Source organism: Pelagerythrobacter marinus, assembly GCF_034375205.1.
GTDB classification, from domain to species: Bacteria; Pseudomonadota; Alphaproteobacteria; order Sphingomonadales; family Sphingomonadaceae; genus Pelagerythrobacter; species Pelagerythrobacter marinus.
This window is the reverse complement of the sequence record NZ_CP139719.1, coordinates 2363574-2386471: the sequence shown is the minus strand read 5'-3', so window position 1 is coordinate 2386471 and position 22898 is coordinate 2363574. Positions and strand designations below refer to the sequence as shown.

17 protein-coding genes are annotated in these 22898 nt (G+C 69.8%); 2 read left to right on the top strand and 15 right to left on the bottom strand.

Annotation, left to right across the window (positions count from 1 at the left end; translation table 11 throughout):
- Nucleotides 1-108: 108 nt before the first annotated feature.
- Nucleotides 109-2433 (bottom strand): beta-glucosidase BglX, encoded by a 2325-nt coding sequence (gene bglX, locus T8T98_RS11640; RefSeq protein WP_251105069.1) that lies wholly within the window; start codon nucleotides 2431-2433, stop codon nucleotides 109-111.
- Between the two features lie 211 nt (nucleotides 2434-2644).
- Between bglX and T8T98_RS11635 the strand changes: the two genes are divergently transcribed.
- Nucleotides 2645-5710 (top strand): TonB-dependent receptor, encoded by a 3066-nt coding sequence (locus tag T8T98_RS11635; RefSeq protein WP_251105070.1) that lies wholly within the window; start codon nucleotides 2645-2647, stop codon nucleotides 5708-5710.
- Between the two features lie 80 nt (nucleotides 5711-5790).
- Nucleotides 5791-7284 carry a glucoamylase family protein gene (locus T8T98_RS11630; RefSeq protein WP_251105071.1) on the top strand — a complete coding sequence of 498 codons (1494 nt, stop codon included), beginning with the start codon at nucleotides 5791-5793 and terminating at the stop codon, nucleotides 7282-7284.
- Between the two features lie 39 nt (nucleotides 7285-7323).
- On the opposite strand, the gene T8T98_RS11625 is transcribed toward T8T98_RS11630, so the two are convergent.
- The 14 genes from T8T98_RS11625 to T8T98_RS11560 all read right to left on the bottom strand — a co-directional run bounded on the left by T8T98_RS11625 (nucleotide 7324) and on the right by T8T98_RS11560 (nucleotide 22861).
- Nucleotides 7324-8709 (bottom strand): GH1 family beta-glucosidase, encoded by a 1386-nt coding sequence (locus T8T98_RS11625; RefSeq protein ID WP_251105072.1) that lies wholly within the window; start codon nucleotides 8707-8709, stop codon nucleotides 7324-7326.
- On the bottom strand, nucleotides 8706-9458 hold the full coding sequence (locus tag T8T98_RS11620) for a carboxylesterase family protein (protein WP_251105073.1): 753 nt from the start codon (nucleotides 9456-9458) through the stop codon (nucleotides 8706-8708). Before T8T98_RS11620 ends, T8T98_RS11625 begins: the two co-directional genes overlap by 4 nt.
- Before the next feature lie 2 nt (nucleotides 9459-9460).
- Complete coding sequence (locus tag T8T98_RS11615; RefSeq protein WP_251105074.1) at nucleotides 9461-10255, bottom strand: carbohydrate ABC transporter permease; 795 nt, start codon at nucleotides 10253-10255, stop codon at nucleotides 9461-9463.
- A gap of 14 nt (nucleotides 10256-10269) precedes the next feature.
- Nucleotides 10270-11211 (bottom strand): carbohydrate ABC transporter permease, encoded by a 942-nt coding sequence (locus tag T8T98_RS11610; RefSeq protein WP_251105075.1) that lies wholly within the window; start codon nucleotides 11209-11211, stop codon nucleotides 10270-10272.
- On the bottom strand, nucleotides 11208-12458 hold the full coding sequence (locus tag T8T98_RS11605) for an extracellular solute-binding protein (RefSeq protein ID WP_251105076.1): 1251 nt from the start codon (nucleotides 12456-12458) through the stop codon (nucleotides 11208-11210). The genes T8T98_RS11610 and T8T98_RS11605 overlap by 4 nt, the downstream gene beginning before the upstream one ends.
- Complete coding sequence (locus T8T98_RS11600) at nucleotides 12458-13489, bottom strand: LacI family DNA-binding transcriptional regulator (RefSeq protein ID WP_251105077.1); 1032 nt, start codon at nucleotides 13487-13489, stop codon at nucleotides 12458-12460. The genes T8T98_RS11605 and T8T98_RS11600 overlap by 1 nt, the downstream gene beginning before the upstream one ends.
- 49 nt (nucleotides 13490-13538) lie before the next feature.
- Complete coding sequence (locus tag T8T98_RS11595) at nucleotides 13539-14651, bottom strand: ABC transporter ATP-binding protein (RefSeq protein ID WP_251105078.1); 1113 nt, start codon at nucleotides 14649-14651, stop codon at nucleotides 13539-13541.
- A gap of 116 nt (nucleotides 14652-14767) precedes the next feature.
- Nucleotides 14768-16126: a methyl-accepting chemotaxis protein gene (locus T8T98_RS11590; RefSeq protein WP_251105079.1), complete on the bottom strand. Its 1359-nt coding sequence runs from the start codon at nucleotides 16124-16126 to the stop codon at nucleotides 14768-14770.
- Nucleotides 16123-17652: a putative bifunctional diguanylate cyclase/phosphodiesterase gene (locus T8T98_RS11585; protein WP_251105080.1), complete on the bottom strand. Its 1530-nt coding sequence runs from the start codon at nucleotides 17650-17652 to the stop codon at nucleotides 16123-16125. Before T8T98_RS11585 ends, T8T98_RS11590 begins: the two co-directional genes overlap by 4 nt.
- 34 nt (nucleotides 17653-17686) lie before the next feature.
- A complete protein-coding gene (locus tag T8T98_RS11580) occupies nucleotides 17687-18565 on the bottom strand; it encodes a CheR family methyltransferase (protein WP_251105081.1) in 879 nt (292 codons plus the stop codon).
- Nucleotides 18556-19653, bottom strand: coding sequence for a chemotaxis-specific protein-glutamate methyltransferase CheB (gene cheB / locus T8T98_RS11575; protein WP_251105082.1), 1098 nt, complete (start codon nucleotides 19651-19653; stop codon nucleotides 18556-18558). The genes T8T98_RS11580 and cheB overlap by 10 nt, the downstream gene beginning before the upstream one ends.
- Nucleotides 19654-19660: 7 nt before the next feature.
- The gene (locus tag T8T98_RS11570; RefSeq protein ID WP_160733944.1) at nucleotides 19661-20026 is read right to left on the bottom strand and encodes a response regulator; all 366 of its coding nucleotides are present in this window, start codon (nucleotides 20024-20026) and stop codon (nucleotides 19661-19663) included.
- 55 nt (nucleotides 20027-20081) lie between these two features.
- Nucleotides 20082-20516, bottom strand: a complete 435-nt coding sequence (locus tag T8T98_RS11565; protein ID WP_251105083.1) for a chemotaxis protein CheW — start codon at nucleotides 20514-20516, stop codon at nucleotides 20082-20084.
- A complete protein-coding gene (locus T8T98_RS11560) occupies nucleotides 20516-22861 on the bottom strand; it encodes a chemotaxis protein CheA (protein ID WP_251105084.1) in 2346 nt (781 codons plus the stop codon). The genes T8T98_RS11565 and T8T98_RS11560 overlap by 1 nt, the downstream gene beginning before the upstream one ends.
- Nucleotides 22862-22898: the final 37 nt, after the last annotated feature.

Below are 22898 nucleotides of genomic sequence, written 5' to 3'. Positions count from 1 at the left end.
GGGGGGGGCGGCCCGCTCGCACCCCGCCGGGCGGTTTCAGCCGCCGGCAGGGCGCTCGCGGGCAGCGCGGCGAGGGCGGCGCAGGCGGCCGGCGGCCGGCCCGTCGCCTCACTCGGTCAGCGTGAAGGTGACCGGCGTGCTCGCCTTCGCGCCCGAGGACGGGGCGATCCACAGCTGGAATTCGCCCGGCTCCCACCCGTGCGACATGTCGGCGCGGGTGAACGCCAGGTCCCGCGGGGTCAGGGTGAAGCTGACCGTGCGCGATTCGCCGGGTTCGAGCATGATCTTCTCGAACCCCTTCAGTTCCTGCACCGGGCGGGTGACCGAGCCCACGAGGTCGCGGACGTAGAGCTGGACGACTTCCTCGCCCGCGCGGTCGCCGGTATTGGTGATCGTCGCGCTGGCGGTGATCGATCCGCCCGGCCCCATCGAAGCGGCCGAGAGCGTCGCCGGCGAATAGGCGAAAGTCGTGTAGCTGAGGCCGTAACCGAAGCGGTAGAGCGGGTCGTTCGGCGTGTCGAGATAGCGCGAGACGTACTTCGCGCCCGGCGCGCCCAGTTCGATCGGGCGCCCGGTGTTCTTCATGTCGTAATGGATCGGCACCTGGCCGACATTGCGCGGGAAGGTGACCGGCAGCTTGCCCGAGGGATTGTAGTCGCCGAACAGCACGTCGGCCACCGCGTGGCCGCCCTGCGTGCCCGGGTACCAGGCGTGGAGGATCGCCGGAACGTTCTCGTCCGCCCAGGCAATCGCGTTCGGCCGCCCGCTGAGCAGGACGAGGACGACCGGCTTGCCGGTCGCCACCAGCGCCTCGAGCAGGGCCTGCTGGTTTCCGGGCAGGTCGAGCGTGGTGCGGCTGGCGGCCTCGCCGGTCATGTCCCATTTCTCGCCCATCGCCGCGACAATGACGTCGGAGCGCTCGGCCAGGGCCAGCGCCTCGGCGAAGCCGTCGGTCTTGCCGGCGTCGGCGAACTCGTAGCTCGCGCCCTTCGCGTGTTCGACGCTGACGCCGTTGCCCGCGCGCGCCGCGATCCCTTCGAACACGGTGACCGGGCGCGTCTCGCGGTCGCCGCCGGCGGCCCAGCTGCCGATCATGTCGGCCTTGCTGTCGGCCAGCGGGCCGATCACGGCGATCCGCCCGGCGTCGGCGGCAAGCGGCAGGACATTGCCCTCGTTCTTGAGCAGGACCATCGACTTGCGCGCCACGTCGCGCGCGGCCTCGAGGAACTCGGGCTTGTAGAGCGTGGCCTTCTCGCGCGCCGCGTCGACATAGCGATAGGGATCGTCGAACAGGCCGAGGCGGTATTTCATTTCCAGCACCCGGCGCACGGCCCGGTCGATCTTCGCGGTGTCCACCCGCCCTTCCTCGACCGAGCGCGCCAGGTTCTCCATGAAGACAGCGCCCTGCATGTCCATGTCCACGCCCGCGTTCAGCGCCTGCTCCCCCGCCTGCGCGAGGTCGCGGGAATAGCCGTGGGGCACCATCTCGTTGATCGACGTGTAATCGGTTACCACGAACCCGTCGAAGCCCCATTCGTGCCGCAGCACGTCGGTCAGCAGGAACTTGCTGCCGCTGGCGGGCACGCCGTCGTACTCGTTGAACGCGGTCATGAAGGTCGCCACGCCCTCGTCCACCGCGGCCTTGAACGGCGGCAGGTACACGTCGCGCAGCGTGCGTTCGGAAATGTCCACCGTGTGATAGTCGCGCCCGGCCTGGGCCGCGCCATAGGCGGCGAAGTGCTTGGCGGTGGCGAGCATCGTGTCGACCGCGCCGAGGTCTTCGCCCTGGTAACCGCGCACCCGCGCGCGGGCGATCTCGCTGCCGAGGAACACGTCCTCGCCCGCGCCTTCGGACATGCGGCCCCAGCGCGCATCGCGCGAGACGTCGACCATCGGCGAGAAGGTCCAGTGGATCCCCTCGGCCGTCGCCTCCTGCGCGGAAACGCGGGCCGACGTCTCGATCGCGTCGAGATCCCAGCTCGCCGCTTCGCCGAGCGAGATCGGGAAGATCGTGCGATGGCCGTGGATCACGTCGTAGCCGAAAAGGAGCGGGATCTTCAGCCGCGTCCCCTCGACCGCCATCTCCTGCAGCTCGCGCGTGTAGGCGGCGGTATAGGCGTTGAAGATCGCGCCGACGCGGCCCGCGGCGATATCCTGCTTGTAGCCTTCGCGCATCGTCGGGCCGGTCGATTCCCAGTCGCTGGTGAGCAGGGTGAGCTGGCCGATCTTCTCCTGCAGCGTCATGCGCGCCAACAGGTCGTCGATGAAGGCGTCCATCTGCGCGTCGGGGCGGGCCCAGTCGGGCTCCGCCGGGGCAACCGGGACCTGCGTCTGCGGGCTGGTCTGCGCGGCGGCGGCGGAAGCATGGGCGGTGCCGCTCGCGAAGGCGAGCGCGGCAGCGCCGGCGAGCAGGACTCTGGCGGATCTGGTCATGTTTCTCTCCCTGCGCCCGGCCGCGGTGCGGCGCGGGCAGTAAAACGGCTGTGCCGGATTCGGCAACGTGGTGCAGGCTATACAGGCCATATGAAACCGGTTACAAGACCCCAGATCGAGTTGATTCGGCGGCTCGGGCGACAAGGCCCGCCGTCACGCAGGCAGCTTTTCGGATCGACCCTCAAGGGGCGGCCGACGTGGGGAGGAAACCATGACCAAGTTCGAATCTCGCAATCCGTTCACCCAGACCCGCCTGGCCCGCAGGCTCGCCGCCGCGCTGGCGATCGGCGTTGCCGGCGGGGCCATGTCGGTCGCGCTCGTCGAGCCTGCCCACGCGCAGGAATCGACCGCCTCGCTGCGCGGGCAGGTGACCGGCGCGCAAGGCATCAGCGAGGTGACCGCGGTGGAAGTGAACACCGGGGTGCGCCGCACCGTCGCCGCCGGGGCCGGGGGCAATTACAACTTCGCCTCGCTGCGCCCGGGCACCTATCGGCTGGAAGTGACCACGGCCGACGGCGTGCGCACGACCGATTCCTTCACCTTGCGCGTGGCGCAGAACGCCGTGCTCGATTTCGACCTCGGCCCGCAGCAGGCCGGCGCCGGGCAGCCGGCGGCCGGCGCGCCGGCCGGCGGAAACGAGATCGTCGTCGTCGCCGATCGCATCCGCACGATGGAAGGGGGCGAAGTCGGCGCCAATATCTCGCTGCGCCAGATCGAGACGCTGCCACAGAACAACCGCAACTTCCTCGCCTTCGCCGATCTCGCGCCCGGCGTGCAGTTCGTCACCGGGGCGAACGGCCAGTCGCGCCTGCAGGGCGGCGCGCAGGACAGCCGCACGGTCAACATCTTCATCGATGGCGTCGGCCAGAAGGACTATGTCCTCAAGAACGGCGTGACCGGGCAGGATTCGACCCAGGGCAACCCGTTCCCGCAGATGGCGATCGGCGAATACCGGGTGATCTCGTCGAACTACAAGGCGGAGTTCGACCAGGTCAGCTCGGTCGCGATCACCGCGGTCACCCGTTCGGGGACCAACGAGTTCCACGGCCAGGGCTTCATCGACTATACCGACCAGAGCATGCGCGCCGCGACGCCGCTCGAGCTTTACGGCAGCAATCCGGGCAAGGTGGAAACGAAGGACTTCCAGTTCGGCGGCGCGCTGGGCGGGCCGATCATCAAGGACGTGATGCATTTCTTCGTCACGTACGAAGGGAAGCGCCAGGAACGCCCGGTCGAGATCACGCCCGGCCTGGCGCTGCCGGTCTCGTTCTTCCCGGCCGAGTACCAGGACGAGTTCGGGCCGACCAATTCGACTTTCAATGAAGACCTCTATTTCGGGAAGATCGATTTCGTCCCGAGCAACAGCGACCTGTTCGAGGTCTCGGCCAAGTACCGCGACGAAAGCGGCGAGTTCCTGGGCAGCGGGATCAACGCCCGCTCCACGATCAGCTCGCAGGATGTCGAGGAACTGCGCCTGACGGGCCGGTGGGAGCACACGACCGACAACTGGATCAACGATCTCAAGCTTACTTACGAAGATGTGAAGTGGGCGCCGACCCCGGTCGAGTTCTCCAACGCCTCGCTCTTCGCCTATGCCGGCCCCTCGCCGACCGATCCCCAGCCGGGCGAGGTCGTGCGCGACAACCTGCTGCGGATCGGCGGGGGCGGCAATTACCAGGACAAGGGCCAGAAGGGCTGGGCGATCCAGAACGATTTCACCTGGACCGGCTTCGAAGGCCACACCATAAAGCTGGGGGTGAAGAGCAAGTGGGTGGAGCTGAACACGCTCGAGCTCAACAACTTCAACCCGGTCTATACCTATAACGTCGCCTACAACCCGGGCGGCGGCACGTTCAACGACACGATCCCCTATCGCGTGCAGTTCGGCGCTCAGACCGGGACCGGCAGCCCGATCGTCAATTCGAAGAACTGGCAGTTCGGGATCTACGCCCAGGACGACTGGGAAGTGACCGACCGGCTGACGCTGAACATTGGCGTGCGCTGGGATTACGAGGAAACGCCGGCCTTCTTCGATTTCGTCCACCCGCAGGACGCGGTCGAGGCGGTTTCGCCCGAGAACTATCCCAACCTCGTCAACGCGAACTACGACATCAACGACTACATCTCGACCGGGACCGAGCGGAAGGCCTTCACCGGTGCGATCCAGCCGCGTCTCGGCTTCACCTACGAACTCGACGAGGACGGCCGTTTCGCCCTGTTCGGCGGCTATGGCCGGTCCTACGATCGCAACCAGTTCGATTTCCTCCAGCAGGAAATCAGCGTCGGATCCTACACCACGCGCACGTTCAACTTCATCACCGGCGATCCGAACAACACCTGCGACCCGAGCCCGACTTGCGTGCCGTGGGACCCGGTCTACCTGACCGAGGAAGGGCGCCAGCAGCTCCTGGCCCAGGCCGGGACCGGCGGCGGGCGCGAGTTGCGCTTCATCGATAACGACCTGAAGATGCCCTATTCGGACCAGTTCAGCCTGGGCCTGCGGGGGCGGCTGACGTCGAACTTCGACGCCGAAGTCGGCTTCAGCCATATCGAGAGCAAGGACGGTTTCGCCTACCTGCTCGGCAATCGGCGCCCCGACGGTTCGTTCTTCGAGCCGGCACCGGCCGCGCCCAATTCGCCCTGGGGCTTCGCGCCGGCGGGCTATGGCTCGATCATCATCGGGACCAACGGGCTCGAGACGAGCGCCGATTCGGCCTACCTCAAGCTGAACAAGAACTACACGCCCGCCTCGCCCTGGAGCCTCTCGGCGACCTATACCTACACCGAGGCGGAGGAGAACCGGAACTTCGGCGAAGTCTTCGCGCTCGACTTCCCCTCGCTGGAGGATTACCCGGTCACCCGTTCGAGCGGGGTGCGCAAGCATCGCCTGGTGATGACCGGCTCGGTCGACCTGCCGATCGACATGGTCCTTTCGGGCAAGTTCCAGATCGCCTCGCCGCCCTATCTCAAGAGCTTCATTTCCACCGGCGGGCCGAACCCGTCGCGCGACGTGATTGCGAACGAGGCGAATGCGAACGGCGATCGCTGGGGCTTCCGCCAGATGGACCTGGCGGTGACCAAGTACCTCTCGCTGCCCTTCGTCACCGACGAAACGCGCATCTGGATCCGCGCGGACGTGATCAACCTGTTCAACGATCGCAACTACGTCGATTATAACGCCGATCCCGCTTCGCCCGATTACCTGACCATCTCGGGCCTGGGCGTGGGCGGGAATCCGCCGCGCACCATCAAGGTGTCGGCCGGTTTCGAATTCTGACCGGTCACGATCGGGCGCCTGGCCACCCCATCTCCCCCCTCCCCCGGGGTGGCCAGGCGTCCTTTGCCCTGGGAGCTGAAATGTCCGTCCGCTTCGCCGCTTTCACCCTGCCGCTGCTCGCGCTGGCCGCCTGCACGGCCGGGTCGCCGCCGCCTGCGCCCGCCGGCCAGGCCGGCCATTCGCCCGCCGCGCAGGCCGCCTTCGCCGAAGACCTGTCGCAGCGCACCTTCCGCTATTTCTGGGAAACCACCGATACCCGGCGCTGCCTCGCGCCCGACCGGTGGCCCAGCAACCCGTTCTCCTCGATCGCGGCGACCGGCTTTGCGCTCACCGCCTACGGCATCGGGGCGGAGCGCGGCTACGTCTCGCGCGCCGAGGCTGCCGCGCGCACGCGCGACTGCCTGGACTTCTACTGGAACGCGCCGCAAGGGCCGGCGGTGTCGGGCACGGCCGGGCACAAGGGCTTCTTCTACCACTTCCTCAACAACGAGGACGGCACCCGCCGCGGCCGGACCGAGCTGTCGACGGTCGATACCGCGCTGCTGCTGGGCGGCGTGCTGTTCGCGCAAAGCTACTTCGATCGCGACGACGCGGTCGAGGCGGAAATCCGCGCGCTGGCGGAGAAGATCTACCGCCGCGTGGACTGGACTTTCGTCCAGCGCGAAAACAGCACGATCCCGTCGGCCAACGGCGGCAGCGGCAAGGCGATCGTGATGGGCTGGTATCCCGAGCGGGGCGAGGGGGGCGATTTCGGCACCCACGACTGGGTCGGCTACAACGAGGCGATGCTGGTCTACGTCCTCGCCGCCGGCTCGCCCACGCACCCGGTCGGCAAGGATGCCTGGGACACCGGCTGGGCCGCCCACCTCGAGGAGGACTGGGGCGATTACTACGGCTACGAGCACCTGCAGTTCGAGCCGCTCTTCGGCCACCAGTACAGCCATGTCTGGATCGATTTCCGCGGCATTCGCGACGATTTCATGCGCGCCAAGGGCATCGACTATTTCGAGAACAGCCGCCGCGCGACCTTGAGCCAGCGCGCCTATGGCGCGGACAATCCGAACGACTGGACCGGCTATTCCGCCGATATCTGGGGCTGGACCGCTTCCGACGGGCCGACCGGCGCGGCCAGCGGGCGCGAGGTGAACGGCCGCCCGCGCGAATTCATGGGCTATTCGGCGCGCGGCGTCAGCGCCGAACGGGTGGTGGACGACGGCACGATCGTGCCGACCGCGGCCGGCGGGTCGATTCCCTTCGCCCCCGAGGTAACGATCCCCGCGCTGATGAACATGCGCGCCGCCTACGGCGAAGCGCTCTATACCCGTTACGGGTTCAAGGACGCGTTCAACCCCAGCTACACCTTCACCGATGCCGGCAGCGATACCGGCACGGTCGATCCCGAACGCGGCTGGATCGCGGGCGACCACCTGGGCATCGACCAGGGGCCGATCCTCGCGATGCTGGAAAACCACCGCAGCGGCCTCGTCTGGCGCACGATGCGCAAGAACCCGCATGTCCGGCGCGGGCTGGAACGGCTCGGCTTCGCCGGGGGCTGGCTGGACGAGGGCGAGTAACGGCCTGCCGGCCCGGCGCCGGTGCGCGCCGGGCCGCCGTCAACCCGCCCCGGATATTTTCGACGCGCTGCTCGATACGTCGCCGATCGCCGCTCCGTTGCTCTCGACGATGCGGCGATAGAGATCGGCCGATTTCTTCGGCGTGCGTGCCAGCGTGTCGTAATCGACGTGAACGATCCCGAAGCGCTTGGCATAGCCGAGCGCCCATTCGAGGTTGTCGAACAGCGACCATACCATGTAGCCGCGCACGTCCACGCCGGCCGCGATCGCATCATGGACGGCGCCGATGTGCGCGGCGAGATAGCGGCACCGGTCCTCGTCGGCGATCGGGCCGTCGGCGCTGCTCGCCGGGTCGGCGAAGGCGGCGCCGTTTTCCATGATGTAGAGCGGGATCTCGCCGTAGCGTTCGCGGAACCACAGCAGGGTGCGCGTCATCGCCGGGGGGAAGACTTCCCAGCCGGTTTCGGTGTGCTGCGCCCCTTCCTGCACCACCGCCTCCGCCCGCAGCGGCCAGGCGCTCTCGCTGGCCCGCACGACCGAGCGGGTGTAGTAGTTGATGCCGACGAAATCGACCGGCTGGCACGCCAGGGCAAGGTCGTCGGCGGACCAGTCCTCCCACGCCTCGCCATAGACGTCGCGCAGTTCGGGCGGGCAAGCGCCCAGCAGGGCCGGGTCGGCATACTGGCGGTTCATGTAGGCATCGGCGCGCGCGGCGGCGGCGACGTCTTCCGGCCGGTCGCTGGCCGGGTACTTGGGCTCGATATTGAAGACCACGCCGACTTCGTGCCGCCCCGTTTCGCGATAGGCCTGCACCGCCCGGCCGTGGGCGCGCATCAGGTTGCGGCTGGCGATCGCGCATTCGAAGATGCTGCGATGGCCCGGCGCGAGCACGCCGTTGAGATAGCCGCCGTCGGCCACGACCCACGGTTCGTTCAGCGTCGCCCAGCGGCGGACCTCGCCGTCGAGCGCGCGGTACATGACGGCGGCATATTCGCCGAACCATTCGGCCACGTCGCGGTTGAGCCAGCCCCCGCGGTCGTCGAGCGCGGCGGGAAGATCCCAGTGGTAGAGCGTGGGCAGCGGCACGATCCCCGCATCGTTCAGCCGATCGACCAGGCGACGATAGAAGTCGAGCCCGGCCTGGTTCACCCGCCCCGTGCCCTCGGGCAGAATCCGGCTCCACGAAATGCTGAAGCGATAGGCCTGCAGGCCCAGCTGCTTCATCAGTTCGACGTCGCCTTCCATCCGGTTGTAGTGGTCGCAGGCGACGTCCCCGGTGTCGCCGCTGGCGATCATCAGGCGCGGATCGTGGGTGAAGCGGTGCCAGATGCTGGCCCCGGCCCCGTCGGCCAGCGGCGAGCCCTCGACCTGGTAGGCGGCGGTCGCCGCGCCCCACAGGAACCGGTCGGGAAAGGTCCGGCTCATCGTGCGCCTCCCTCGATCCGGTGGGACAGGAGCCAGAGATAGAGCGCCGGGTCGTCGTAGGCCGGGTCCCAGGCGTTATGCCCCAGGTCGGGGTAGATCGTCAGGCGGCTGCTGCGCCCGCCGCAGGCGCGGATCGCACGGGCCATGGCGAAGCTGCCTTCGGGCGTGACGACATCGTCGCGGTCGCCGTGGAAGGCCCAGGTGGGGGTATCCGTCAAGGCGCAGGCGCTGGCGGGATCGCCGCGCCCGGCAACCGGGGCAATCGCGGCGAAACGCCCCGGTTCCGCCGCGGCCCAGCGCCACGTGGCATGGCCGCCGCGGCTGAGGCCGGTGAGGTAGATCCGCGCCGGATCGACCGGCAGCGTGGCCAGGGCATGATCCAGCAGCGCGTCGAGCCGGGCGAGGTCCCAGTCCTCCCCGGCCGGGAGCTGGGGGGACACCAGGATGAAGGGGAAGGCAGGGTCGCACTCGGCGATCCTGGGCGGGCCATGGACCTTGACCCGCGCGATGTCGCTGCCCCGTTCGCCCGAGCCGTGGAGGAAGATCATCAGCGGCCAGCGCGGGCCCCCGTCCTCGTCCGCGCGCGCCGCGCCCGGCGGCAGGTGGAGCTGGTATTCGTAGCCGCCCGGCGCGACCGGGGGCCGGGGATGCTGCCCGGCCTGCAATGCCGGCGCGCGCGCATGAAGGGGGCCGGGCGCGGTGCAGGCCGCGGCGCAACAGGCAAGAGCGAGAGGGATCAGTCGTTTCATCGTCATCCTTTGACACTTCCGGCCAGGAGGCCGCCGACGAACTGGCGCTGAAGCGCCAGGAACAGGACGAGGACGGGGACGGTGGTGACCACCGATCCGGCCATCATCAGCTCGATATCCTGCGAACGTTCGCGCCCGAGCGCGGCGAGCGCGACCGGCAGGGTGTAGAGGTCGTGATCGGACAGGACGATCAGCGGCCAGAGAAAGTCGTTCCAGCTGCCGAGGAACACGAACAGCGCGAGCGTCGCGATCGCCGGGCGCATGACCGGCAGGGCGACGTGGCGGAAGATGCGCCACTCGCTCGCGCCGTCGATCCGCGCGGCCTCGACCAGGTCGAGCGGGATGGCGAGGGCATATTGCCGCACGAGGAATATGCCGACGATCCCCGCCAGCCAGGGCACCAGGACCCCGGCGTAGGAGTTGACCAGCCCCAGCGCCTTCAGTTCCAGGAACAGCGGCAGCATCCCGATCTGCCCGGGAACCAGCAGCAGCGCCAGAAGCACCCGCACCGTCGTGTCGCGACCCGGGTAGCGCAGGCGGGCGAAGGCATAGCCGGCCGGCAGCGTGAAGATCAGCGCGAGGACGGTGGCGAGGGTAGAGATCGCGAGGCTGTTGAGCAGGAACAGGCCCATGCCCTGGTCCGCGAACAGCGCGCGGTAATGGGCGAGAGTCGGATCGGCGGGCACCAGCGGCGGCGGGAACCGGCCCGCCTCGCCCGGCTGCATCAGGCTGACCGCCACCATCCACAGCAGCGGCGCGAGGGTGATCGCGGCGAACAGCGCCGCGAGCGCGGTCATGGCAAGGCGCGCCTTCATCCGCCGCGCCCGCGAAAGAGCCGCAGCGCGGCCGCCGGGGCGAGCGCGGCGACGAGGATGCAGCCGAACAGGACCACGGCCACTGCCGCCCCCAGGCCCAGGCTCCACCACTGGAACCCCTGGTCGAACATCAGATAGAGCACGGTGATCGTCGATTGCGCCGGCCCGCCTTCGGTCATCACGTATGGCTCTGCGAAAAGCTGGAACATCGACACCACGGCGAGCACGGCGACGAGGCCCGCCGCCGGGGCGATCGCGGGCAGGGTGACGTGGCGCAGGCGCGACCACCAGCCGGCGCCGTCGATCCGGGCGGCTTCCTCCAGCTCGCGCGGGACGGTCTGCAGCGCGGCGAGGAAGATCAGCATCGAGTAGCCGAAGCTCTTCCACACGACGAACAGGGTGATCGCGGGAATCGCCCAGCGCGGGTCTCCCAGCCAGTCCACAGGCGGCAGGCCGATGGCCGCCAGCGCGTGGTTGAGCAGGCCGTAGCGCGCGTGGAGCAGGTATTTCCACACGACCGCCGCGGCGACCAGGGTGGCGACATAGGGGGCGAAGAAGACCGCGCGCCAGAGCGGCCGCCAGGCGACGAGCCGCTCGTTCACCAGCACCGCGGCGGCAAAGGCGACGAGCATGATCGCCGGGACGCCGAGGGCGACGAACCACAGCGTGTTGCGCAGCGCGGTCCAGAACAGCGGGTCGCCCAGGAGGGCGGAATAGTTGGCCAGCCCGACGAAACGCAGATTGCCGATGTCGGCCAGGGCATAGATGTCGAAATCGGTCAGGCTGAGCGCGAGCGAGGCGATCGTCGGCAGGACGAAGAACAGCGCGATCGCGAGCAGCGCGGGCGCGCTGAACAGCCAGCCGGCGCGCCGCTCCGCCCGCGTCGCCGCGGCGACGGTCGTGGCAGCGGCAGTGCCTGGCCCCGCGCCTGCGCTCACGCCTTGCCCCTCTCGGCCATCCAGCGGCGCTTGGCCAGGATGCGATCGACCCGCCGGTCCATCTCGCGCGCCGCGCCGCGAACGGTGAACTCTCCGCGCACCATGCGCTCTGCGACGACCTGCATCTCGGTGACGATCCGTTCCCACTCCGGCACCTTGGGCAGGGGCCGCGCGTGGTCGATCTGGCGGGCGAAGGGGGCGACGACCGGGTCCGCCGCGAGCGCGCCGCCGGTCCAGGCCGAACGCATTGCCGGCAGGTCGCCGGTCGCGCGGTGCAGGGCGAGCTGGGCATCGGGGCGCAGCAGGCGGCGCACGACGTCCCATGCCTCGCGCTGGCGCGCGCCGCCGGCGAAGACGACCAGGCTCGATCCGCCCGGGGCCGAGGCGCCGATCCCATCGGGGCCGGGATGGGGGGCGGTCGCCCACTTGCCCTGCATGGCCGGCGGCAGCCGTTCGCGCATCTCGCCGATCATCCACGGGCCGGAGGGATAGACCGCGAACCAGCCGCGGGCGAACTCGGCCCAGCGGTTGGCGATCTGCGCGCCGGTGACGACGGGGGCGAGACCATCGTCGAACAGCGACTTGTAGAAACCCAGCGCCTCGACGAACTCGGGCGCGCCGAAGGCCCCGCGCGTGCACCCCTCGCGCAGGAAGCCGGCACCGGCGGAGAGCGCGAAAGTCTGCAGGTGCTCGAACTCGTCGAGCGGGAGGAGGACGCCGAACGTCTCGCCCCCGGCCAGCGCGCGGACCCGGACGAGCGCGCGCTTCCAGGCCGCCCATTCCAGCGGCGGGGCCGCGTAGCCGGCGCGCGCGAACAGGTCGCTGCGATAGAACTGCACGCGGGTATCGACATACCACGGCACTGCGATCAGCCGCCCGGCAATGCGATTGCTGCCGATCACCGCGGGGAAGGGGTCGCTGTCGCCGGTGACATCGCCGGGGGCAGGGGCGAGCGCGCCGATCGCGTCGAGTTCGCCCAGCCAGCTGTTTCCCACCTGGGCCAGGTCGGGCAGGGATTCGCCCACGAAGCCGGTCAACAGCTTCTGGTGCGCGCCAGACCAGGGAAGGGGCTGCACCCGGACGGTGCCGAGGCCGTGGCGATCGAGCAGCGCGGGCAGCGCGGCGGCCTCGTTGCCGATGGCCCAGAAGGTCAGCGCATCGGACCGTCCGCAGCCGCCCAGCGCGAGCGCGGCCGACCCGGCGGCGACCGAGGCGAGCAGGCGGCGGCGCGAAAGCCCGGGCCCCATTACCCGCGTCCGGCGGACGATCTGGCGGTGCCCGCTTCGGGGCCGAGGGTCGATTCGCGGCCGGCGAGGCTGGGCGACAGGACGACCCCGTGCGCCATGCCCAGCTGTTCGCCGCGCAACATGCGCAGGAGCAGCATGGCCGCGGTGGAGCCGAGCTGCGCCATGTTCGATTGCATCGTGGTCAGCCGCGGCGTGATATGGCGGGCGAGCGGGATGTCGTCGAAACCGGCGACGAGCATGTCGCGCCCGATCGCCACGCCCGCTTCGTCGAGCACGGAGATCAGGCCCACCGCCATGACGTCGTTCGACGCGAAGACCGCGTCGGCCGGCACCTGCCCCGCCAGCAGCAGGCGCGCCGCCTCGCGCCCCGCGCCCTCGGTGAAATCGCCGGGAAGGACGACCGGCTGCGTTTCACCGGCCTTTTCGCGCATGGCATCGGTGAAGCCGCGCAGCCGCTCGCGCGCGTCGCGGTTGTGCTTGGGCCCGGCGATGTGGACGATCCGCCTGCGCCCGCAATCGATCAGGTGTTCGGTGATCGTGCGCGCGCCGTGATAGTTGTCGACCGCGACGAAGGGCACGTCGCTGCCGCCCGCCTGGGCGTTGAGGAGCACGGTCGGCATCCCCGGGTCGAGGTGATCGGTCAGCAGCTCGGCCGTCGAATCGGGCGGCATCAGCAGCAGCCCGTCGACCCGCCCGCGCATGGCCCGGATCGCGCTGGTCGTTTCGTGCGAGCTGCCGTGCATGTTGCCCAGCAGCAGGTGCTTGCCCGCGCCGTGGGCGATCATGTCGATCCCCCGGATGATCTCGGAGAAGAATTCCCCGAACAGGTCGGGCAGGATCACGCCGATCGTGTCGGTCTGGCGAATCGTCAGGCTGCGCGCGCCCGAATGGGGCACGAAGTTGAGCGCCTTGGCCGCGGCCTCGATCGCCTCGCGCGTTTCCTTGGTAACGTTGGTATGGCCGTTGAGCGCGCGGGAAACGGTGGCAACCGAAACGCCCGCTTCCTTCGCAACATCCCGAATCGTGACCATGCCACCCCTCTCCGGCACCAACCCTCTCCGGCGCCAAGTGTAACCGTTTTCACACACGGGGCAATGGCGCGCTCGCCATTGCCTGCCCGTCGGGCGCGAAGACCAGGACGTCGTGCGCCTCGGCCCAGAGGGTGACGGCGGCCCCGGTTTCGGGCGCCGGGCCGCCCATCGCGCGCCACGTGAGCGCGCCGTCGCCCGTGCCCAGGCCCACGTGCCGTTCGCCCCCGAACCACTCGGCATAGGCGACGGCGCGCGGGGCGAAGCGGACCCGGCCGTCCCCCGGCGCGGCGGCCAGTGCCTCGGGCCGGACGGCCAGGGTCACGCGGCTGCCGGCCGGCAGGGGGCCGGCGGCGCGCGGCGGCAGGACCAGGCGTTCCCCCTCGTGCCCGGTCGCCACTTCCATCCCCTCCGCGGCCGCCTGCACAACGCGCGCGGGCAGGGCGTTGATCGCAGGCTGGCCGAAGAACCGCGCGGCGAAGAGCGATGCCGGGCGATGATAGAGCTCCTCCGGTGTGCCGTGCTGTTCGATCCCCCCGTCGCGCAGCAGGACGATCCGGTCGGCCAGCGCCATCGCCTCGGCCTGGTCGTGGGTGACGTAGATCGTGGTCGTGCCCAAGCGCGCGTGAAGTTCGGCGAATTCGCGCCGCATCCGCGCGCGCAGGCCGGCATCGAGGTTGGAAAGCGGCTCGTCGAACAGGAACAGGTCCGGCTCGCGCACGATCGCGCGGCCGATCGCCACCCGTTGCCGCTGGCCGCCCGAAAGCTGGGCCGGGCGCCGCCCGGCGAGGTCGGACAGGCCGAGCATGTCGCAGGCGCGTGCGACCGCGCGTTCGATCGCCGCGCGCGGCCGGCCCGCCATGCGCAGGGGGAAGCCGATGTTCTGGGCCACCGTCATCTGCGGGTAGAGGGCGTAGGACTGGAACACCATCGCCACCCCCCGCTCGCCGGGAGGCAGCCGGTCGATCCGCCGCGCGCCGATGTGGATCGTGCCCTCGTCCGGGCTTTCCAGCCCGGCGACCAGGCGCAGGAGGGTGGACTTGCCGCAGCCCGACGGCCCGACGACGACCACGAACTCGCCGTCGCCGACCGAGAGGTCGAAGCCGTCGAACAGCTGCACCGCGCCGAAACGCTTGCCGATCCGGGTTAGGGTTGCCCCCGGCACGTCTCTCTCCCCGTCCGCGGGCATCGCCGTGCCCGGTCGGGGTCACATAGCGCCGCGATGCGCGCGGCAGCAATCTCTAGTTGCGGCCGGCCTTTGCCGGCGGGGCGGGCGGCGCGTCAGTTGCGCTTCTGCACCGCATCGAGCACGCGGGCGACCTGTTCGCGCAAGGTCGAGGCCTGGCCTTCGAGCTCGGTCGCGGAACTGAGCACCTGCGAGGCGGCGGCCCCGGTCGAGAGCGCGGTTTCGCGGATCTGCTCGACATTGGAGCGCACTTCGCTGGTCCCGCGCGCGGCGAGATCGATATTGCGCGCCAGTTCCTGCCCGGCGACCGATTGCTGGTCCACGGCCGAGGCGATCGAGATCGCCGTCGATTCGAGCTGCTGGACCTGTTCGGCGACCGCGTGGAGCGCGCCCACGCTGGCCCCGGTCGAATCCTGGATCGCCTGGATCTGCCGGGCGACCTGCTCGGTCGCGCGCCCGGTCTGGGCGGCCAGTTCCTTCACTTCGGAAGCGACGACGGCGAACCCGCGCCCCGCCTCGCCCCCGCGGGCCGCCTCGATCGAGGCGTTGAGCGCCAGCAGGTTGGTGCGCTGCGCGATGGTGGAGATCAGTTCCACGACCTGGCCGATTTCCTCCGCGGTCTTCGACAGGGCGGAAATCGTGTCGTTGGCCTTCTGCGTGGAGCCCGTGGCCTCGCGCGCCAGCTCGGCCGACTGGGCCGCCTGGCGGCTGATCTCGCCGATCGACATCGCGAATTCGTCCGACGCGGCCGCGGCGGCGGTGACGCCGGAAGACGCCTCGGCCATGGCCTGGGCCACGCGCGAGGTCTGCCCCGCGCCGCGCTCCGCGGCCTCGGCCATCGAGCTGGCCGTCTGCTTCAGTTGCACCGATGCCGTGCTGACGCCGTTGACGACGTGGCCGACGTTCGATTCGAACGACCGGATGAGCGCGCGCATCTCCTCGCGCCGGCGCCTGCGTTCGGCGCGGCGGGTTTCGAACATCTCGTCGAGCTTGCGGCCCGACTTGACGAAGACCTCGAACGCGCGGGCGATCTCGCCCACTTCGTCCTGCCGCTCGGTGCCCTTGATGGTGAAGTCGCGGTGGCCGGCGGCGAGCGCGGTCATGTCGCCCGCCAGCTTGCGCAATGCGTTCGACGTGCCCGCCAGGACCAGGCGTATCGCGACGATGCCGAGCACGATCAGCACGGCCGTGACCGCGACGATGACCCACCGCAGGCTGGCCGCGGTCCCGGGATCGTTCGTGCCCAGCGCCACCCAGGCCAGCCCCGCGATAGCGGCGAGCGCGGCCAGCGGCACGCCGCTGAGCAGCGCGAGCTTGCGGCCCAGCGACTGGTCGTTGAGCCGCCGGAAGAGGGCCGAGCGCACAGGCCGCGCCGGGCCCGCGTGATCGAGCACGACCTGCTCGATCTCCTCGCGCATTTCGTCGGGGACGATGATCTTTGTCTGGGCGGTCATGCTACTTTCCTTCCCGGCCTTTTCCGGGCGCCGTTTGCTGAAGCTGGGCGTGAGAGATGGGGCGCAATGTCGCGCGCGGGCATCGGCGCGAAGTAGAGCCAGCCCTGCAGGTGGTCGCAGCCCGCGCTGCGGACCATGGTTGCCTGGTCTTCGGTCTCGACCCCCTCGGCCGTGACGCGCATGGCGAGCGCGCGCGCCATCGAGATGGAGGAGAGCATCATCGCGCGCGAGCTTTCGTCGCTGGCGGCATCGACCACCAGCGACCTGTCGAGCTTGAGCTTTTCGAACCGGAACTGGCGCAGGAACCCGATCGACGCATAGCCGGTGCCGAAATCGTCGAGCACGACATCGACGCCGAGCCCGCGCACGAGGTCGAGCGTGCGCTCCGCCACCACCGGGTCGAGCACGAGGCAGGTCTCGGTGATCTCCAGCTCCAGCCGCTCGGGCGGCAGGCCCGTTTCCTCCAGGATCTGGCCGAGCTGGAATGGGAATTCCGGGTTGCGCAGCTGCGCGGCGGATATGTTGACCGACAGCTGGATGTCCCACGACAGCGCATCGGTGCAGGCCCGGCGCAGGACCCACTGGCCGATCGAGTTGATCAGCCCCGATTCTTCCGCCACCGGCACGAAGACGTCGGGGCCGATCTCGCGCCCGTCGGGCCGCGCCCAGCGCAGCAGCGCCTCGACCGCGACGATCTCGTGCGTGCGCGCATCGACCAGCGGCTGGTAATGAACCTCGAACTCGTTGTTGAGCAGGCCGGCGCGCAGCTCGTTGTCGAGATCGCGCAGCGCCTCCAGGCTATGGTCGAACTCGGGCTTGAACCAGGTGCAGCGCATCTTCCCGTCGCGCTTCGAAACGTACATCGCGACGTCGGCGCGGCGCAGGAGCTCGGACGAATCGAGCGGCTCCCCGGCGGTGCAGCGGGCCAGCCCGACGCTCGCCCCCACCGGGATCTTCTTGCCTGCCACCCCGACCGGGTGGGTCAGCGTTTCGAGGAACCCGCGGCAGATCCCCTCCAGCAGCGTGCCGGCGAGCGGGCCGATCAGGCTGATCGCGAACTCGTCTCCGCCCAGGCGATAGGCGACCGCGTCCTCGCCGCACAGCTGGCGCAGGTTGGCGGCCACTTCCTTGATCAGCTGGTCGCCCATCCCGTGGCCATAGAGGTCGTTGATCGTCTTGAACCCGTCGAGATCGATCAGGGCGACGGCGATTTCCTGGTTCGGCCCCGAACCCGAGGCGATGTTGCGGTGGAGCGCGCGGCGATTGGGCAGCTGGCTGAGGCTGTCGGTGATCCCCAGCCGTTCGAGCCGGGCGACATGCGCGAAGCCGAACCGCAGCAGCAGAAGCACGGCGATCGCGTAGATCGCGCTGCCGCCCAGGATCAGGTGCGATGTCCGGGCAAAGCCGTAGTCGTCGCCGAGCAGGAGGGCGAGGCAGATCGCGGCGTAGATCGCGGTCAGCACCACCAGGGGCACGATGACCAGCAAACGCGGTGCGAAGCCGTGCTGTTCTGCCTCCAGTGTCACCGCCTGTGCCCCAACCCCTCTTATCGCGAACGCTTTAGCCGCGCTGCACTAACGAAGCGTTAAACGCGGGTTTACCTTGCTGTTCGGCGGCCAGGTGCCCGGCGCGGCGATAGAGGCCCTGGACCTCGGTCGCGGATTCGAACAGGTCGGACCGGCCGCCCACGCTTTCGCCGGAACCGAGCATCAGCCACCCGTCGCCGCGCAGGCTCGAAGCCAGCCGTGCGAACGCGGTGTCGCGCGTCGCGTGGTCGAAATAGAGCAGGACGTTGCGGCACAGGACCAGGTCGAAGCGTTCCGGCCGGGCCTGCTCGTCGAGGATATTGCCGACGCGGTAGCGGATCGGCGCGAGCAGCGCCGGGTCCGGTTCCCACCCGTGGGCGGTTTCGCGGAAATGCTTGAGCATCTGCACGACGCCGAGCCCGCGCTGGATCTCGAACTGGCTGTAGCGCGCGCGGCGGGCGGCGGAAATCGCCTGGGCGGAGATGTCGGTGCCGAGGATGTCGATCGTCCAGCCGCGCCAGGCCTGGGGCCGCTCGGCGAAGATCATCGCCAGCGACAGCGCCTCCTGCCCGGTCGAGCAGCCGGCGGACCAGATCGACAGGCGGCGCGTGGCGGCCCGCGACCGGGCGAGATCGGGCAGGACCGTCTCGGTCAGCTGCTGGAACAGCTGGCGGTCGCGAAAGAAATAAGTCTCGTTGTTGAGCAGGGCCTCGACCACGCGCCGGGCCAGCGCGTCGGCGTCGGGGCCGTCGAGCAGGCAGACCAGCTGGTCGGCATTGGCGATCCCGTATTCGCGGAACAGGCCGGCCAGTGCGCTCTCGATCCGCCATTCGCGGCCGCTCGTCAGCTGCTGGCCCGTCCGCCGCATCAGCAGCTCCGCGATGATCCGGTGCGATGCCCGCGTCACTTCCACGCCGCATCTCCGGCATGGACCGCGATCCTGAGGGCGATCTTGTCGGGCGGCAGGATGGCCGAGGCCAGCCCGCTTTCCGCGACCGCGCGCGGCATGCCCCAGACGGAGGAGCTGGCTTCGTCCTGGGCGATGATATTGCCCCCCGCATCGACCAGGCTCCGCGCGCCCAGCGCGCCGTCGCGGCCCATGCCCGACAGGACGATCCCGAGCGCGCCGGCCCCCGTCGTTTCGGCCATGCTCTCGAACATCGGGTCGACCGAGGGCAGGCAGCCGCTGGGGGCGCGGAAGCTGGCCGGGTCTGCGACGAGCCGGTCCTCCTCCCGCCGCAGGACGAGATGGGCATCGCCCGGGGCGATCACGATGCAGCCCGGCCGCAAGGCCATCGGGCCGGCGAGGACCCGCGCGCTGCGGCCGCTGGCCAGTTCCAGCTGGTGTGCGAAAACGGCCATGAAATTGGCCGGCAGGTGCTGCGTCACCAGGATCGGGGCCGCCAGCTGCCGCGGCAGGTTGCGCAGCAGGACGCAGAGCGCGTGGATGCCCCCGGTGGAGGCGCCGATGCCGATCACTTCGAGCGGCCCCGCGCGGTTGCGCGAACGCAGCGTCGGCGGCGCCGGCCGCGGTGCTTCCGCACCGGGATGGCCGCGCCGGCCCAGCACGCGGATGCGCTGGAGCAGCGCCTGGCGATAGGCCTCGTCGAATTCGCCGCTGCGCGGCTTCAGCATCGTGTCCGCCGCGCCGGTGGAAAGCGCGGCCAGCGTGTGTTCGGCCCCCGCCCTGGTCAGCGAGGAGACGACCAGCACCCGGCAGCCCGGGCAGATCGAGAGGATCCGCGGCAGGGCGTGGAGACCGCCCATTCCCGGCATTTCCAGGTCCAGCAGCACGACGTCGGCAGGCGTGCGGGCGAGGCTTGCCAGCGCGGTTTCCGCGCTGCCCGTCTTTCCCACCACGGCCATGTCGCGTTCGGCCGAGATGATCTTGGAAAGGACGGTGCGCACGATCAGCGAATCGTCGACGATCATCACCCTGGTGGGCGATGCCGCGCCGTCCGCGCCCCCGTGCGAGGCCGTGATCGTGCCCTGCGCCGTCATGGCCCCGTCAGGCCATGCCGACGAGCTGGAGCTTGATCTGCAGCGTTTCGTGGTCGAACGGCTTCATCACGTATTCGTCCGCACCCGCGCCGATCGCCTCGCGGATATGTGCGACGTCGTTCTCGGTCGTGCAGAAAACCACCTTCGGCTTGTCGCCCCCCGGCATCTGGCGCAGGTGGTTGATGAACTCGATGCCGTTCATGATCGGCATGTTCCAGTCGAGCAGGATCAGGTCCGGCATGCCCGATTCGCACTGGGCGGCCGCCGCCTGGCCGTTTTCGGCTTCCTCGACGGCGAAGCCCAGCGATTCCAGGATATGGCGCGATACCTTTCGGATCACGCGGGAATCGTCGACGATCAGGCAGGTCTTCATTGGTGCGATCCTTAGTTTGCGGTTTGCCGGTTATACCGTCCGGGTAACCATGAGTTTAAGCGGCGGCCTTCTGCGGGCCGGTTATCAGGGCGGGCACGTCGATCACGATCGCGGGCCCGGCGGCAGTTTCGACCATGCCCTGGGCGCAGGCGCTCCAGCGCGGGCCGAGGGTGGGGCCGACCGGCGAGAGCGCGCCGACCCCGGCGACCACGTCGGCCACCTTGTCGACCAGTAGGGCGTAGGAATGGCCGGCGATGTCCACCACCGGGCTGCGGTCGTCGGCGCTGTCGCGACCGCCCCGGGCGCCGAGGATCCGGCGCGCGTCGATCACGGTCAGCGCGCGGCTGCGCAGGGCGGTGATCCCGGCGACGAAATCGGGCGCGCGCGGCACCGGGGTGATCGTGCCGAGTTCGATGATCGAGCGCACGTCCACCGCGCGAAAGGCGGCCGGGCGCCCGGCGATCCGGGTGAGGAGGAGGAGATCGTCCATCAGGCGCCTTTCGCGTGCGTGCCGGCGAGGGCGGAGAGCAGGCCGTCGCGGTCGTATCGATAGATGCTGTCGGGCGCGTCGTTCGACGGTTCCGGGCGCGAACGCAGCCGCAGGATGCGGCCCGCGGCGGCCCCCGGCGCGCTTTCGTCGAGAACCACCGCGACATCGGCCGGCCGCGGATCGCCGTCGCCCAGGACGTCGTAGCCGGCGCCCTGCAGCAGCGGGGCGAGGAAGCCGGTCGCCCAAGCATCGCCGGCGGGAATGCGGCAGGTCGGTCGCCGCGTGGTGACGGCCCTGCGCCCGTGGCGGGCGAAGAGCCGGTGGGTATCGACGAGGCCGACGATCCGGCCTTCCACCAGCACGCTGCCTTCGAGCGCGTTGTCGCCGTCGAGCGGGACGACGTCTTCGCCCAGTTCTACCGTGTCGACGATCGCGCGCGCGGCGTGGAGCAATTCCGCCTCTCCGTCGCTCAGGCGAAGCGCGATGATGGTCTCGCGCTCCTGCGGAACGGCGTCGATCCCGGTCAGCGGCAGGATCGCCCCATCCACGTTGGCCAGCATGGCCGAACCGGTGCGCTCGATCGCCGACACCGGGACCGTGTGGATGTGCCGGATCGGCTGCATCCGCAGGCCGAGACGGCGCCCGTCGAACCCTTCGAACACGACGATGTGCTGCGCCTGCGCCTGGATCGGCGCCTGCGCCGGTTCCTCCACTTTCGCGCGCACCCGCCCGGGGCCCGCCAGTCCGTGCCGTTCGGCCAGGGCGGGCACGTCGAGCTTCAGGATCGGCTGCCCGTCGTCGAGCAGGGCGGTTCCCCCGAACAGCCCGATTTCCTCCAGCGCCGGGGGCAGGGGCTTGAGAACGAAATCCTCGTTGTCGAGCACCCGGTCCACCGCCAGCGCGAACAGGTCGCCGCTGACGAGCCGCAGGAAGACGAACGTCGCGCGTTCGAGGTCCACCGGCGCATCGAGGTCGAGCACTTCGGCGAGGTCGAGGCACGGCACGCGCTGGTCGCGGAAGGTCAGGAAGATCCCGTCGCCCAGGCGATCGACCGAGATCGCGCGCGAGACGCTGCGCGCGATCTCGACGATATAGGATCGCGGCAGGCCCAGCGTGTGCTCGCCGACGCGGACCGTCAGCCCCTCGACGATGCTGAGCGTCAGCGGGACGTAGAGATAGACGATCGTGCCCTGGCCGGCCTTGCTGGACACGGTGACCGAGCCCCCGATCCGCTCGATATTGGCGCGCACCACGTCCATGCCCACGCCGCGGCCGGACACCTGGCTGACCGCGTCGGCGGTGGAGAAACCCGGCGCGAAGATGAGGTCGAGCGTCGCCTCCTCGCCCAGGGCCGCGGCCTCGGCCTGGCCAAGGATGCCGGCGGCCACCGCCTTCTCGCGCAGCCGGTCGAGCGCGATGCCCCGGCCGTCGTCGCTGACGGCGACGACGATCCGGTTGCCCGTGCGGCGCGCGGAAACGGTGATCGTGCCGATCTCGCGCTTGCCGGCGGCGATCCGTTCGGACGGCGGCTCTATCCCGTGGTCGATGGCATTGCGCAGGATGTGGGTCAGCGGATCGCGGACCGATTCGATCATCTCGCGGTCCAGCTCGACGTCGCCGCCGTCGAGATCGATCATCACCTGCTTGCCCAGTTCGGCCGAGAGGTCGCGCACCATGCGCGGCAGCGTGCCGAAGAGATGCTCCAGCCGCTGCATCCGCATCCGCGTGGCGCCTTCGCGCACGCTGTCGAGGATCGAGGACAGGCGTTCGAAGGGCGCCTCCAGCGCGGGATCGGCCCCCTGTTCGCGCAGCCTGCGCGCCAGCTCGTTGCGGGCCAGGACCATGTCCGAAACCCCCACCATCATCCGGTCGAGCAGTTCCACCGGCAGGCGGATCGAGCGGGTTCCGCTGGCCGCGCGGGCCGCGCGCTGGCCGGTTTCCCCCTCGCTGCGCAGGGCCTCGCTGTCCGGTTCCTCGCCGTTCGGCTCCAGCGCGGCGACCAGCAGTTCGTCACCCCCTTCGGGCAGGGGCTCGCCGGCATCGATCGCCTCCACCATGTCGCCGATGCGATCGATGACCGCCAGGACCCCGCTGACCAGGCCGGAACTGGCCTTGCGCTGGCCCGCGCGCACTTCGGACAGCGCGCTTTCGGCCGCGTGGCTGAGTTTTTCCAGGCGCGGAAAGTCGAAGAAGCCGCAGTTTCCCTTGACCGTGTGGACGAATCGGAAAATCGCGTCGAGCCGCTCGCGGTCCGCGGGATCGGCTTCCCACGCCACGATCTCGCCCTCGATCGCTTGAAGCATCTCGCGGGTTTCGGCCACGAAATCTGCCAGCAGGTCGTCCATCTAAGTCCATGCCCCCGATATCGCCCGGGGGTATGGC

Bases quoted from the DNA above. Each gene is read 5' to 3' on its own strand.
- T8T98_RS11565 (WP_251105083.1), bottom strand. From the start codon at position 20,516: ATGGACGATCTCCTCCTCCTCACCCGGATCGCCGGGCGCCCGGCCGCC.
- T8T98_RS11635 (WP_251105070.1), top strand. From the start codon at position 2,645: ATGACCAAGTTCGAATCTCGCAATCCGTTCACCCAGACCCGCCTGGCC.
- T8T98_RS11600 (WP_251105077.1), bottom strand. From the start codon at position 13,489: ATGGTCACGATTCGGGATGTTGCGAAGGAAGCGGGCGTTTCGGTTGCC.
- T8T98_RS11570 (WP_160733944.1), bottom strand. From the start codon at position 20,026: ATGAAGACCTGCCTGATCGTCGACGATTCCCGCGTGATCCGAAAGGTA.
- T8T98_RS11620 (WP_251105073.1), bottom strand. From the start codon at position 9,458: ATGAAACGACTGATCCCTCTCGCTCTTGCCTGTTGCGCCGCGGCCTGC.
- T8T98_RS11630 (WP_251105071.1), top strand. From the start codon at position 5,791: ATGTCCGTCCGCTTCGCCGCTTTCACCCTGCCGCTGCTCGCGCTGGCC.
- T8T98_RS11605 (WP_251105076.1), bottom strand. From the start codon at position 12,458: ATGGGGCCCGGGCTTTCGCGCCGCCGCCTGCTCGCCTCGGTCGCCGCC.
- bglX (WP_251105069.1), bottom strand. From the start codon at position 2,433: ATGACCAGATCCGCCAGAGTCCTGCTCGCCGGCGCTGCCGCGCTCGCC.
- T8T98_RS11560 (WP_251105084.1), bottom strand. From the start codon at position 22,861: ATGGACGACCTGCTGGCAGATTTCGTGGCCGAAACCCGCGAGATGCTT.
- cheB (WP_251105082.1), bottom strand. From the start codon at position 19,653: ATGACGGCGCAGGGCACGATCACGGCCTCGCACGGGGGCGCGGACGGC.
- T8T98_RS11625 (WP_251105072.1), bottom strand. From the start codon at position 8,709: ATGAGCCGGACCTTTCCCGACCGGTTCCTGTGGGGCGCGGCGACCGCC.
- T8T98_RS11615 (WP_251105074.1), bottom strand. From the start codon at position 10,255: ATGACCGCGCTCGCGGCGCTGTTCGCCGCGATCACCCTCGCGCCGCTG.
- T8T98_RS11590 (WP_251105079.1), bottom strand. From the start codon at position 16,126: ATGACCGCCCAGACAAAGATCATCGTCCCCGACGAAATGCGCGAGGAG.